General features: G+C 63.1%; 11 protein-coding genes and 1 pseudogene. 7 read left to right on the top strand and 5 right to left on the bottom strand.

Annotated elements, in window-relative coordinates:
* A pseudogene (locus Q0072_RS13840) lies at nucleotides 1-354 on the top strand (aminopeptidase); the annotation flags it as partial.
* Nucleotides 351-830 (top strand): DUF6702 family protein, encoded by a 480-nt coding sequence (locus Q0072_RS13835; protein WP_298331196.1) that lies wholly within the window; start codon nucleotides 351-353, stop codon nucleotides 828-830. The pseudogene Q0072_RS13840 and the gene Q0072_RS13835, both read left to right, overlap by 4 nt.
* Here the strand turns inward: Q0072_RS13835 and Q0072_RS13830 are convergent.
* From Q0072_RS13830 to Q0072_RS13820, 3 genes are all read right to left on the bottom strand, one after another.
* Complete coding sequence (locus Q0072_RS13830) at nucleotides 827-1,426, bottom strand: DUF4328 domain-containing protein (RefSeq protein WP_298331194.1); 600 nt, start codon at nucleotides 1,424-1,426, stop codon at nucleotides 827-829. The two genes, Q0072_RS13835 and Q0072_RS13830, sit on opposite strands and share 4 nt — an antisense overlap.
* 50 nt (nucleotides 1,427-1,476) lie before the next feature.
* Nucleotides 1,477-2,436, bottom strand: a complete 960-nt coding sequence (locus Q0072_RS13825) for an acetyl-CoA carboxylase carboxyltransferase subunit alpha (RefSeq protein WP_298331199.1) — start codon at nucleotides 2,434-2,436, stop codon at nucleotides 1,477-1,479.
* A 94-nt stretch (nucleotides 2,437-2,530) separates the two neighbouring features.
* Complete coding sequence (locus Q0072_RS13820) at nucleotides 2,531-3,445, bottom strand: tyrosine recombinase (protein ID WP_298331193.1); 915 nt, start codon at nucleotides 3,443-3,445, stop codon at nucleotides 2,531-2,533.
* Nucleotides 3,446-3,584: 139 nt separating this feature from the next.
* On the opposite strand from Q0072_RS13820, the gene Q0072_RS13815 reads away from it, so the two are divergent.
* Together Q0072_RS13815 and aroB are read left to right on the top strand one after the other, a co-directional pair.
* Nucleotides 3,585-4,145: a shikimate kinase gene (locus Q0072_RS13815; protein WP_298331191.1), complete on the top strand. Its 561-nt coding sequence runs from the start codon at nucleotides 3,585-3,587 to the stop codon at nucleotides 4,143-4,145.
* The gene (gene aroB / locus Q0072_RS13810) at nucleotides 4,142-5,257 is read left to right on the top strand and encodes a 3-dehydroquinate synthase (protein WP_298331198.1); all 1,116 of its coding nucleotides are present in this window, start codon (nucleotides 4,142-4,144) and stop codon (nucleotides 5,255-5,257) included. Before Q0072_RS13815 ends, aroB begins: the two co-directional genes overlap by 4 nt.
* A 198-nt stretch (nucleotides 5,258-5,455) precedes the next feature.
* On the opposite strand, the gene Q0072_RS13805 is transcribed toward aroB, so the two are convergent.
* Together Q0072_RS13805 and Q0072_RS13800 are read right to left on the bottom strand one after the other, a co-directional pair.
* Entirely contained in the window at nucleotides 5,456-8,944 is a 3,489-nt protein-coding gene (locus Q0072_RS13805) for an efflux RND transporter permease subunit (protein WP_298331189.1), read from the bottom strand.
* Complete coding sequence (locus Q0072_RS13800) at nucleotides 8,944-10,095, bottom strand: efflux RND transporter periplasmic adaptor subunit (protein ID WP_298331187.1); 1,152 nt, start codon at nucleotides 10,093-10,095, stop codon at nucleotides 8,944-8,946. The genes Q0072_RS13805 and Q0072_RS13800 overlap by 1 nt, the downstream gene beginning before the upstream one ends.
* A gap of 86 nt (nucleotides 10,096-10,181) precedes the next feature.
* Between Q0072_RS13800 and Q0072_RS13795 the strand changes: the two genes are divergently transcribed.
* The 3 genes from Q0072_RS13795 (at nucleotide 10,182) to Q0072_RS13785 (ending at nucleotide 12,680) form a co-directional block, all read left to right on the top strand.
* Complete coding sequence (locus tag Q0072_RS13795; RefSeq protein ID WP_298331185.1) at nucleotides 10,182-10,865, top strand: TetR/AcrR family transcriptional regulator; 684 nt, start codon at nucleotides 10,182-10,184, stop codon at nucleotides 10,863-10,865.
* A gap of 69 nt (nucleotides 10,866-10,934) precedes the next feature.
* Nucleotides 10,935-11,771 carry a neutral zinc metallopeptidase gene (locus Q0072_RS13790; RefSeq protein ID WP_298331183.1) on the top strand — a complete coding sequence of 279 codons (837 nt, stop codon included), beginning with the start codon at nucleotides 10,935-10,937 and terminating at the stop codon, nucleotides 11,769-11,771.
* Nucleotides 11,772-11,900: 129 nt separating this feature from the next.
* Complete coding sequence (locus Q0072_RS13785) at nucleotides 11,901-12,680, top strand: helix-turn-helix domain-containing protein (protein ID WP_298331180.1); 780 nt, start codon at nucleotides 11,901-11,903, stop codon at nucleotides 12,678-12,680.
* The last annotated feature ends 165 nt before the right edge of the window (nucleotides 12,681-12,845 follow it).

The following is a 12,845-nucleotide window of genomic DNA, read 5'->3' as shown; positions in this document are numbered from 1 at the left end:
TACAACTTCACCTTCCGCAACAAGGGCGGGCTGGTCATGCCGGTGATCCTCAGGATGGATTACACCGACGGGACGTCCGAAACCGTGCGCATCCCGGCCGAAGTGTGGCGCTATAATCCGACGCAGGTCACCTGGCAGCACGCGACGCTGAAAACGCTGAAGCAGGCGGTCATCGACCCGTTGTGGGAAACGGCGGACGCCGATGTCTCCAACAACGCCTTCCCGCGTAAGATCGACGAACAGCGCTTTGAGGTCCGCGAAGGCGAAGACGGACCCAACCGCATGAAGGACGACGATCTGGTGGTCACGCCGGACAGCCTGAAAACCCAGCCCAAAAAGGCGGACAAGAAGTGATCCGACGCGGTTTCCTGCTGGGGGGGGCGGCCCTGATGCTCGCTTCTCCCACATGGGCCCATCGCGGCCACCACACGCTGAGTGTGGTCGAAATCGCCGCCGATGGCACGGTAACGGTGATCCATACCCTGTCGGCGCACGATAGCGAACCGGAACTGGTCGAACTGGCCCCCGACGCGCAACCCTCCGTGGACGACCCGGACGCTCTGAAGGCGCTGGAAGCCCACCTGCGCGATGCCTTTACGATCAATGGCCAGAGGCTCGACTTCTTTGCCTACGAAGCCTGGGGCGACGACCTGCAATTCACCTTCAAGGGCAAGCTAGACCGCGTGCCCCAGAGCGTGACGGTCGCTTATGGCCTGTTCCCGAACTCGCGCAAAACCGGCGTCGGGCTGGTCAATGTACGGATTAACGGCGTGACCAAGAGCCTGACCTTCGCCAAGGGCGATGCCCCGAAGACGGTGACTTTCGATTAAAAAACGTCAACGGCCGCCGTGTCACGCTCCAGCTGAAAGCGATATATCCGGCGCACCATCTGATAAAAGCAGAACGTCGCTACCAAAGAGCTGATATTGCCGACGCTTTCGGCCCACACCAGAAACGGCATGTCGATATAGGCCTGATCACTGGAGAAGGTCTGGCGCGTGATGAACCAGCCGATGAGATTACCGATCAGATAGGTCGCCCACCAGATGTTGATCAGGGGCACACTATGACCGCCGGGGCCACGACTGGCGATCCAGATCTCCTTCAAGGTTACGTAGGGCTTCCAAAGGCTGGCAAACGGTATGAAAAACCAGCCAACGGCCCAGGCAGGCGTCGTCGCCATTCGCCCCGGTTGAAGCGCGTGGGCGTTTTTAGCCGCCCTATATACCCAGATCAGGGATACGACACCTGAAACTGCCCAAAACAGGGCCCAGATCAAAATGCCGATGGCGTTGATCGTATAGGCAGAGGACTCGTCATACATTGGATCGTGCCAATTGATGAACAGAGGCGCTATGACCGTGGGTACGGTCGTCACCATCAAGGCACCCATCAGGCGCAGTGCCCAAATGGTCAGCTTCGGCATGGGCCTGAAGCTATAGGTTCTGGTATTCATTTATTCCCCCCGGAAAATCTTTAAACCAGCCCCGTCTGGCCGATCTTGTAGAAGCGCTCTGCGCGCTGGGCCACCAGTTGATCCGGCGACAGGTAATCCAGCGCCTGAAGCTCGGATTCCACCACATCGCCGACCTTTTTGATCGCCGCGTCCTTGTCGGCGTGCGCGCCGCCGGCGGGTTCTTCGATGATGCGATCGACGATACCGAGTTTCAACAGGTCAGTGGCGGTAATCTTCATCTGATCGGCGGCGTCCTTGGCGCGCGAGCCGTCGCGCCACAGGATCGAGGCTGCCCCTTCCGGCGAAATGACCGAATAGATGGAGTGTTCAAGGATCAGCACGCGGTTGGCGGCCGCCAGAGCGATGGCTCCGCCCGACCCGCCTTCGCCGGTGACGGTGGCCACAAACGGCACCTTCAGCGTCAGGCCGCGCTCGGTCGAACGCGCAATGGCCTCGGCCTGACCGCGTTCTTCGGCCCCGATGCCCGGATAGGCGCCCGCCGTATCGACGAAGGTGATGACCGGCAGGCCATACTGTTCGGCCATGTCCATCAGGCGCACCGCCTTGCGGTAGCCTTCCGGACGCGCCATGCCAAAATTGTGGCGCAGGCGCGAATTGGTGTCGTGACCCTTTTCGTGGCCCATCACGACCACAGAGCGACCGCGGAAACGCCCCAGACCGCCGACAATCGCCTGATCGTCGCCGAATTTGCGGTCACCGCGCAGCTCGACAAAGTCCTCGATCAGTCCGCTCAGATAATCGACCAGATGCGGGCGTTCCGGGTGGCGGGCGACCATGGTCTTTTGCCAAGGCTCAAGGCGGTCGTAGGTTTCCTTGATCAGCACCTGGGTGCGTTCACGCAGAGCGCGGATTTCGGTGTCGAGATTAGCCCCTCCCGAAGACGACAGGGCCGACAATTCCTCGATCTTGGCTTCCAGATCGGCGATCGGACGTTCGAATTCGAGATAATGGCGCATGATCTTCCGGGACTCAGGTTCCGTTACAAACCTTGGCGTTTAGCCCAAGTCGCGGCGGGGGGCAATATGCCCGAAGGGACAAGGGTTCAGGAATCGCTTACCCAGCGCGGCGTTTCGACAGCGGGTGATGCGTTTCAACCACCTCTTTCAGCCGTTCAGTCGCCACGTGGGTATAGACCTGCGTGGTCGAAATGTCGGCGTGCCCCAGCAGCGTTTGCACAACGCGCAGGTCAGCCCCGCCTTCGAGCAGGTGGGTGGCAAAGGCATGGCGCAGAACGTGCGGCGACACGCGCGCCGGGTCGATCCCGGCCTCCAGCGCCGCTTCGTCCAGCAACTGCCCTACCCGGCGGCGCGTCAGATGCCCTTCGGCCCCGCGCGAGCAGAAAAGATAGGGGTTGGCCTTGTCTTTAGCGCTTAAGAATAGAGGCCGGATGTCGAGATAGTCTTTAATGGCCGCGCGCGCCGACGGGTTGAGCGGCACCAGCCGCTCGGTGCCGCCCTTGCCCTTGACGATCAGATAGGCCGGGTCTTTTTGCACGGCATCGAGGCGCAGGGCGACGATTTCCGACACCCGCATCCCTGAGGCATAGGCGATCTCGATCAGACATTGCAGGCGGGTGGCCTGATGCGCGTCTTTTGACTCGGCAGCGGCGATAAGGGCGTCCACCTCTTGCCGGCTGAGAATTTTGGGCAGGGGCCGGCCTTTTTTAGCGGCGGCGATCTTGCGGCTGGGGTCGTTGTCGCTCAGCCCTTCGCGCACGCAGAAACGATAGAATTGCCGCACAGCGGCGCGCTTGCGCTGAAGCGTCGATGAGGCCAGCCCGCGCGCATCCAGCGCCGCAAAAAACCCGGCAATATCGCCTTCGCTGAGGGTCAAAAGCCCGTCGGCATCGACCCCGGCATGGTTGCGCAGATCGAGCAGGTCCTGACCATAGGCCTCACGCGTGCGCGGCGAAGCATTGCGTTCGACGCTGAGCATCTCAAAAAAAGCGGTGAGCGGATCGGGACGCATGGTGTGGCTTTCGAAACGGGGACGATTAACCGTCTTTGGCACTATCAAAGCAATTTGGTTTATGACTGGCTAAATCGGGCCAACATCGTGTAAAGCACCTGCATGCATATCGTTTTTCCGCGCACGGGGCGCGCGCGTCGTGCCTGAGACCTCGAAACCGACTGAACCGCGTCTGATCCTGCCGCGCCCGGTGGCGCTGGTGGGGCTGATGGGTGTGGGCAAGACCACGGTGGGCCGGCGGCTGGCCGAAGCCCTGGCCGTGCCTTTCCGCGATGCCGACGAAGAGATCGAAAAGGCCGCAGGCCTCAGCGTCTCCGACATCTTTGCCGCCTTTGGTGAGGCGGGCTTCCGCGATGGCGAGCAGAAGGTCATTTCGCGCCTGCTCGACGACGGGCCGCAGATACTGGCGACCGGCGGCGGGGCCTTTGTGCAGCCCGCCACCCACGACATCATCCGGCAAAAGGCCATCACCGTGTGGCTGAAGACCGATCTGCGCGTCATCGCGCGGCGCGTCGCCAACCGCAACCACCGCCCGCTGCTGCGCGACCGCGACCCGATGGAGGTTCTGCGCGAGCATGAGGCCAAACGCTACCCCTTCTACGCCAAGGCCGACATCACGGTCGATACCGGCGATCAGTCGCACGGCAAGAGCGTCGAACTGGTCATCGGCGCGCTCAAGCGCTTTCTGGAAACGAAATAATGCCCACACTTCCTGTCTCCGGCGGCGATTTCCGCCCCTATGAGGTCGAGGTCGGCACCGGCCTGATCGCTTCGGCCGGTCGTCGCGTCCTCCCTTTTCTCAAAAACCGCCGCACCCTGATCGTCACCGACACCCATGTCGGGCCGCTGCACGCCGGACACCTCAAAGAGGTGCTGGAGGCCGAAGGCATTGCCGCGCAAATCCTCACCCTGCCCGCCGGCGAAGAAACCAAGTCGTGGGAGGGGCTGAAGACCCTGACCGACGGTCTGGTCGAGGCCGGTCTGGACCGCAAGGACGTGATCATCGCGCTCGGTGGCGGCGTTATCGGTGACCTGACCGGCTTTGCGGCGGCCATCTATATGCGCGGCATCGACTTCGTGCAGATCCCCACCACCGTGCTGGCGCAGGTCGATTCCAGCGTCGGCGGCAAGACGGCCATCGACCACCCGAAGGGCAAGAACCTGATCGGGGCCTTTCATCAGCCGCGTCTGGTCCTGTGCGATCTCGACGTGCTGGCCACCCTGCCGGCGCGCGAAATCCGCTGCGGCTATGCCGAGGTGATCAAGTACGGCCTTTTGGGCGACAAGGCGTTTTTCAAGTGGCTGGAGGCGAATGATCAGGCCGTACTGGCGCTGGAACCGGCGGCCATTGAGCGCGCCGTCGCCCGCTCGGTCGAGATGAAGGCCGAGATCGTCGCCGCCGATGAACGCGAAGGCGGCCAGCGCGCCCTGCTCAATCTGGGCCACACCTTTGGTCACGCGCTGGAGGCCGAGCTGGGGTTTGGCGACACCCTGCTGCATGGCGAAGCCGTGGCCATTGGCATGGGCATGGCCTTCCGCTATTCGGCGCGCGTGGGCCTGTGTTCTCAGGCCGAGGCCGACCGCGCTGTTGCCGCCATTGCCAAGGCCGGTCTGCCGACGCAGATGACGCAGATCCGCAACGCGGCCTTCGATGCCGACACCCTGATCCGCCATATGGGCCACGACAAGAAGGCCGAGGGCGGCAAGCTGGTCTTCGTGCTGGTCAAGGGGATCGGTGAGGCCTTTGTGGCCAGGGATGTCTCCGCCGACTCGATCCGCGACTTCCTGATCGCTGACGGGGCCAGCGCCTGACTACACCTCCCCGCTGGCGGGGAGGGGGACCGCGCCCGCAGGGCGTGGGGGTGGGGTGGACCTTGACCGCAAGGGTAACCTTGTTTGATGGGTCGGCAGCGCCTGTGATCGGGTTTAGAAACCCCACCACCACATCTCAGCGGCTTTCGCCGCTTCGTGCGGTCCCCCTCCCCGGCATAGCCAGGGAGGTATAAGGCTTTATTCTCCCGCCACGATTTCCGGATCACTTTCCTTCTGCGCGCGGAAATATTTGCGCGTATGCCGCCCCAGAAACTGCGCGAAGTCATCGACCAGCGTATAGGCCACCGGCACGAACAGCAGCGACAGTAGCGTGGACGTAATCAGCCCGCCGATGACCGCAATGGCCATGGGCGCGCGGAAGGCCACGTCGGCACCCCACCCCACAGCAATCGGCAACATGCCCGCCCCCATGGCCACGGTGGTCATCAGGATGGGTCGCGCCCGCTTATGCGCCGCGTCCATCAGGGCGTCCATGCGTGGCATGCCGCGATTGATGGCTTCCAGCGCGTATTCGACCAGCAGGATCGAGTTCTTAGCCGCAATGCCAGTCAGCATGATCAGGCCGATCAGGGCGGGCATGGACAGCGACTTGCCGGTGATCAGCAGCAGGAAGAAGGCCCCGCCAAAGCTGAGCGGCAGGGCCGTCAGGATGGTGATAGGGATGGTGAAGCTGCGGAACAGGAGGACCAGCACCACATACATCAGCATGATACCCGTGCCGATGGCCACCATGAAGCCGGTCGCCATTTCGGCCTGACTTTCCTGATCGCCGGTGACCAGCTCCTGCACGCCCGCAGGCAGGTTCTTCATGATCGGCAGGTTGCGCACGGCGTCCTGCGCGATACCCGCAGGCACGCCTTCGGGCAGGTTGGCCTTCACCGTCGCGGTGCGCGAACGGTCGATGCGGGTGATCTGGATCGGGCCAGAGCCGAAGCGCACGTCGGCCACGGCCTCAAGCGGTACAGGTACGCCGGTATTGGTCGGGACTTTCAGTTCCGCCAGTGTCTCCACAGCGGTACGCGCCTGCGTATCCATCAGCACGCGGATCGGCACCTGACGGTCACCGATATTGTACTTGGCGAGAATCTGGTCGAAATCGCCCACGGTGGCCACGCGCGCCGCCTGAGAGATGGCCTGCGACGACACGCCCATCAGCGCCGCCTGATCCGGCTTTGGCGTCACCAGCACTTCAGGCCGCGACAGGTTGGAAGCCGAGAAGACGTTGCGCAGGCTGGACAGGCCGCGCATCTGACGCTCCAGCTCACGCGACGCCTGCTCCAGCGCCATCGGATCGTCAGACGCCAGGGTGAAGGAGATAATACCGCCCCCGCCGCCTTCCTGCCCAAACGATGCCCGCACGCCCGGATAGCGCGACACGAAGGTGTTGAAGTCGGACTCAAACTGCTGCTGCGTCAGCTTGCGCTCATGGCGCGGGATCAGATTGATGGTCAGGTTGGCCTTGCGCAGATCGACCGAGGCAAAGGCGCTCTTGACCTCCGGACGCTTTTTCAGCTCCTCCATGACCGAGATGACCACGGCGTCCGTCTCATCCAGCCGCGTACCCGGCGGCATTTCGATGGACAGGAAGGAGCGGCCATTGTCACCGACCGGGATGAACTCCCCCGGCAGCTTGCTCGAAATGAAGATCGACAGGACGAAAAAGCCGATCCCGGCCATCAGTATGCCCCAGCGCATCTTCAGGCCGTCGCCGCCGTGTTTGCGCAGCAACGTCCACACACCATAGGCCAAGGCCGCGAAGATGCCAAAGCCGATCCCGGCCCCAATAAAGTCACCTATACCCTTGGGTGGTGCCGCCGGCGCAGACGGGGGTGGCGGCAGGAACGGCCCGGCCAGCATCAGCAGGGCCAGCGCCGCAAACCCCAGCCCCATCAACCCCAGCGGCCAGCGCGCGTGCACCACGGCGCGCCCGCTGATGAGGCCCAGCCCCAGACCACCGACCAGCACGACCAGACCGATCGCCCCCAGCAGCAGACCTGTGCCCTTGGTAGCGAACTCCGCCCCACCCAGCAGCAGCAGCAGACCGCCGACCGTGATTCCGACCGTCCACAGAAGCGTGCGCCAGTATAAGGGGCTCTCAAGCCCCCATCTCAGGCTGCTCAGATAGCCCTTCATCCAGAACGGATCACCGTGTTCCTTGCCCGGATTGGCGCGCATCAGATAGGCGCCCATCAGCGGGGTGAGGGTCCGCGCCACCACCAGCGAGAAGAAGACCGAGACGCAGGCCGCCACGGCAAAGCTCTTGAAAAATTGCCCCACAATGCCCGGCATGAAGCCCACCGGGGCAAAGACGGCGATGATGGTCGCCGTCGTCGCCACCACGGCCAGACCGATTTCATCGGCGGCCTCAATGGCGGCATCATAGGGCTTTTTGCCGTCGCGTATGTGTCTGACGATGTTCTCAATTTCCACGATGGCGTCATCGACCAGAATACCGATGGTCAGCGACAGGGCCAGCAGCGACACGATGTTGAACGAGTCGTTGATCACGTACATGACGAAGAAGGTCGGCAGCAGCGACATGGGCATGGCCACCGCCGAGACAAAGGTCGCCCGCAGGTCACGCAGGAACAGCCACACCACGAACACGGCCAGAGCCGCCCCGATCAGCAGGGTTTCCATCGAGGCCAGATAGCTTTCCTTGACCCAATCGACCGAGGCCGTAACCTCTTCAATGACCATGTTCGGATGCGCCTTGCGGATGGCGTCCATCGACTTGCGCACCGAATCGGCGACATCGACTTCGGACGAACCGATGGAGCGATAGACGGCAAAGCCCACCACCTCATTGCCATTAAAACGCGCCCGTTCGCGCGGTTCGGCCCAGGTGTCGATCACCTGCCCCAGATCGCCCAGACGCACCGAGCCGCCGTTCGACAGCGCAATACGCGTTTCGCGCAGGGCATCGACCGAACCGGCATTGCCGAGCGTGCGGATCGACTGCTCAGAGCCGCCAACCTCAAGCCGCCCGCCGGGCAGGTTGACATTGGTGGCGCGCAACTGGTTCGACACCTCGGCCGCCGTGATCCCCTGCCCGGCCAGACGCGCCGGATCGAGCTGGATACGGATTTCGCGCGTCACCCCGCCGATGCGCGACAGCTTGGCCACGCCCTTATTGGCCAGAATCTTCTTGGAAATGTCGTTATCGACAAACCACGACAACTGCTCAGGGTTCAGGCCGTCGCCGCGGATAATGTAGTTGATCAGCGCCTCGCCCGACGCCTCTTCGCGGCGAATGATCGGGTCCTGCACGTCGGCGGGCAGGTCCGAACGGATCTGCGCCACGGCGTTGCGTACATCATTGGTCGCTTTTTCGAGATCGACGCCCAGCTGGAATTCGATAGCGGTCGTGGACACCCCGTCATTGACGTAGGAGGTGATGTGCTTGACCGAGCCGATGCCGGAAACGGCGTCTTCGACGCGGCGCGTCACCTGGGTTTCCAGTTCCGCCGGGGCCGCCCCCGACTGCACATAGGTGGCGGTCACCACCGGCAGGTCGATATCCGGGAAGTTATTGATGCGCAGGGCCTGAAACGCGCCCCAGCCAACAATGGTCATGACGATGAAGAACAGCACCGTCGGGATGGGGTTGCGGATCGACCACGACGAAATGGTGCCGCGATTAGGGGGTGTGGCGGGGCTGTTCATTACTGGCCCCCGGCCTTTTCAGCCCCGGCAGGCGTGGTCGTTTTGGATACGCGCACGGCGTCGCCATCAACCAGGAAGCCCGCCCCGCTGGTCACCACCTTTTCACCGGCGCTGACGCCGCTGGCGATCACGATGGCGTCGCCGCGCCGTTCCCCCGTCTTCACCTTGCGGCCGCTGACCTTATTGTTGGCCTCGACCACGAAGGCCACCGGCTGGTTCTGCTGATAAACGACGGCCTTTTGCGGGATAAGGACGGCGGGTTGTTCGCCGACCGTGATCGAAGCGCGGGCGAACTGACCCGGCTTGAATCCGGCATCGGCGGGGATGCTGATGCGGGCATAGCCCAGCCGCGTCTGCTGATTGACCGCCGGCGTGACGACGCGCACCGTGCCGGTGACCGTCTGACCGGTTTCACCGGTGACGGTAGCGGTCATACCGGCTTTCAGCGCGCTCAGCTCGGTTTCGACCACTTCCATATTCATTTCGATGCGGTTGTCGCGCACGATGCGGAACAGCTCGGTGCCCGGCGACACGATCTGACCCGCCACGGCCGTGCGTGAGGTGATCAGGCCCGACACCGGGGCGCGCACCACCGTCTGATTCAGTTGGGTCAGGGCCTGCGCCGCAGACGCCTCGGCGGTGGCGACCTGTGCCTGAGCGGTCTTGTAGGCGGCTTCTTTCTGATCGAGCGCCGACTGAGAAGCATAGCCCTTATCGAACAGCTCTTTATACCGCTGATAGGCGCGCTCGGCCTCAACGGCCTGTGCTCTGGCGCTCTGGATACCGGCCTGCGCCTGCTGAAGCTGGGCGCGCAGCACGGCGTCATTCATCTTCAGCAGCGGCTGCCCCTGCTTTACATACTGCCCTTCATCGACCAGCACGGCGGTGGCGGTCAGGCCCCCGACCTCAGCCCCGATGGGTGCCTCCTGCCAGGCGGCCACCGTGCCGGAGCCGGAAATCACCAACGGGGCCACGGCTTCGGTGGCCAGCGTCGCCTCGACCAGCGCCCCTTCGGCGGGCTTCTTTTCCTCCTCACCCTTCTGACCGGAGCAGGCCGCCACGGACAGGGCCAGCACGCCGCTCAGCAAAAGCCGCGAGGCGGACCGTTTGAAAGCGGTGGAAACATAAGGAGCCGAGGCAAAAGCGCGCATGGGCGAAATCCTGAAGACTTGTAATCCAAACAGACTTATCGTTTCATTGACTGAACAGTCAACGAACAGCGTATTAAAAATAATCAATGCCGCCAAAACCCCACACTCCCCCTAGCGAGGACGCGTGCGCCCGCGGTCTGAAAGCCGTCGCCAGACGGCTCGGCATCCGCGAGCGTGCCAAGGCGCTGCGGCCGGGGCAGATACTGGAGGCGGCGCGTGACGAATTCTGTCAGCATGGGTTTGCGGCGACGCGGCTTGAGGACATCGCCAGACGCGCCGGCATCTCCAAGGCGCTGATTTACGTCTATTATCCGACCAAAACCCATCTGTTTCTGGCGGTTGCCCGTCATGTGACCGACCCCATCAAAGGCGCAGACTTCGTACTGGACCCCGAACGCTCCGCCGAGGACCAGTTGCGGCACGAGCACGAACGCTTCTACGCCAACCTGCTACAGGACGAGCATACGCTGGGCATCCTCAGACTGATCATTTCGGAGAGCCACCGTGTGCCTGAAATCGGTCAGTTCTATGCGCTGGAGCTGGTCGGCGGCGAAATCGAGAGCCTGCGCGACCTGATCCGGCACGGCATGGCGCGCGGCGAATTCGCCCCCGACGCGCCAGAGCGGCTGACGGGTATCGAAGACATTGTGATCGCGCCCGGCATCATGATCATGCTGACCCAGATCATCGGCGGCGGCGTGCAATACGACCTGAGCAAATGGTCGCAGGCGCATCTCGACATGGTGCTGGGGCTGCTGAAGGCCCGTTGAGCCAACGCCTATTGTCTTCTTACAGCAGGCGCGTACACTTTCCACCGGGCACAAAAAGGACAGGACATCATGGTCGATTGGGAAGGCGGACGCCGCAGCGGGGTTGAGGATCGGCGCGGTCTGGGCGGCGGCGCCCTGATCGGCGGCGGCAGTATCGGGGCCATCGTGCTGGCCCTGATCGGCTATTTCGTCTTCGGCATCGACCCGCAGACCCTGCTCAGCCAGACGGCGCAAGTGTCGGGTCAGGCCTCCGGTCCGGCCGCGGTTGGCGCCTGTCCCGAAGGCGACAAGGCCTGCGAATTCACTGATGTCATGCACACCTCGGCCAATGAGGTCTGGGCTTCGGCCATCCGTGGCTATGAGCCCTCGACGCTTGTCCTTTATACGCAGGGCACCCAGACGGGCTGCGGCGTGGGTCAGTCGGCTATGGGCCCCTTCTATTGCCCCGCCGACCGTAAGGTCTACCTTGATCTCGACTTTGCCCGCACCCTGGAACAGCAACTGGGGGCATCGGGTGACTTTGCGCTGGCCTATGTCATCGGCCATGAGGTCGGCCATCACGTGCAGAACATCACCGGCCTGTCCGGCGAGGTGCAGCAAAGGCAGCAGCGCCTGAGCGAGCGCGGGTCGAACGCCCTCTCGGTCAAGCTGGAGCTTCAGGCCGACTGCTATGCCGGGGTCTGGGCCAAACGGTCGGATGCGCAGGCCCACTGGCTGGAAGCCGGCGATCTGGAAGAGGCACTCAATGCCGCCTCGGCCGTCGGCGACGACACGCTGCAACGGCGCAGCGGCGGCGAAGTCGTGCCCGATTCCTTCACCCACGGCACGTCGAAGGAACGGGTCTATTGGTTCAAAACCGGCTATTCATCCGGCGATCCCAACGCCTGCGACACCTTCAAAGCCTGAGCCGGACACCGCTCAACACACGATAAAACAACGGCTTAAGTTACGATTTTGGTTCAATACCTACGGAATCGGCTGTAGGATGATGCCTGAGACAGGGGCAACCAGACGGAGGCAGGGCCGGACACCGCCATGAGGGAAAGCGACGCCAACCGTATCCGTCAGCTTCAATTGCTGGCGACCATCTCCGATGAGGCCTTCGCGCAGATCACGCGCGGCGCGCTGGTGCAGACCTTTCCCGCCGGGGCCAACCTCATCTACGAAGCGGACTCAGTCGATTTTCTGTATATCCTGATCGACGGCATGGTCGAGCTTCAGGGCCACTGGCACGACAAGGAAAGTACGCTGGCCGTGCTGCGGCCCGTCTCGACCTTTATTCTGGCTGCCGTGGTGCTCGACGCCCCGGCCCTGATGGCCGCCCGCACCCTCAGCCGCTCACAGATCGTTATGCTGCCCGCCGAGACGTTCCGCGCCGCCATGCGCGAAGACGCCGGTTTTGCCGTGGCGGTGGCGCAGGAGCTGTCGGGCTGCTATCGCGGGCTGGTCAGGACCATCAAAAACCACAAGCTGCGTTCGGGCACCGAACGTCTGGCCAACTACCTCCTCACCCAGCAGGTGCGGCAGGGCGGCGGCGACACAATCGACCTGCCCTACGAAAAGCGCATCCTCGCCTCGCTGCTCGATCTGACGCCCGAAAGCCTGTCGCGCGCCTTCGCCCAGCTCGACAAATACGGCGTCGCCGTTACCGGCAGCCGCGTCGTCATCGGAAATGCGGCGGGCCTGCGCAAGCTGGCGCGCCCCAATGCCCTGATCGACAACCACAAACCGCCCAGAGGCGATGCGCACGGCAAGGCGGAAAAAGAACTGTGGCCCCTGCCCGGCGATCGCGGCTGCGGCATGGAAGTGGAGTAGCCACTTATCAAATATCAAGTCGCCGCACGGCCTTGATCAATAGCGCCCCTATCGCACGTTAAGGCGCATGTGGCGGTAGCTGCATATACGACTCCCTGAGGCTGTTTCAGGAGTGAGTCGATGTTTACCCCCTTTCCCGCAAGACTTCGCTGAGGGCACGGATGC

It is taken from the genome of Asticcacaulis sp., from assembly GCF_027484505.1.
In the GTDB taxonomy this organism is placed as follows: domain Bacteria; phylum Pseudomonadota; class Alphaproteobacteria; order Caulobacterales; family Caulobacteraceae; genus Asticcacaulis.
This window is presented reverse-complemented; position numbering and strand designations above follow the sequence as displayed.

Bases quoted from the DNA above. Each gene is read 5' to 3' on its own strand.
- Q0072_RS13790 (WP_298331183.1), top strand. From the start codon at position 10,935: ATGGTCGATTGGGAAGGCGGACGCCGCAGCGGGGTTGAGGATCGGCGC.
- Q0072_RS13795 (WP_298331185.1), top strand. From the start codon at position 10,182: ATGCCGCCAAAACCCCACACTCCCCCTAGCGAGGACGCGTGCGCCCGC.
- Q0072_RS13830 (WP_298331194.1), bottom strand. From the start codon at position 1,426: ATGCCGAAGCTGACCATTTGGGCACTGCGCCTGATGGGTGCCTTGATG.
- Q0072_RS13805 (WP_298331189.1), bottom strand. From the start codon at position 8,944: ATGAACAGCCCCGCCACACCCCCTAATCGCGGCACCATTTCGTCGTGG.
- Q0072_RS13800 (WP_298331187.1), bottom strand. From the start codon at position 10,095: ATGCGCGCTTTTGCCTCGGCTCCTTATGTTTCCACCGCTTTCAAACGG.
- Q0072_RS13785 (WP_298331180.1), top strand. From the start codon at position 11,901: ATGAGGGAAAGCGACGCCAACCGTATCCGTCAGCTTCAATTGCTGGCG.
- Q0072_RS13820 (WP_298331193.1), bottom strand. From the start codon at position 3,445: ATGCGTCCCGATCCGCTCACCGCTTTTTTTGAGATGCTCAGCGTCGAA.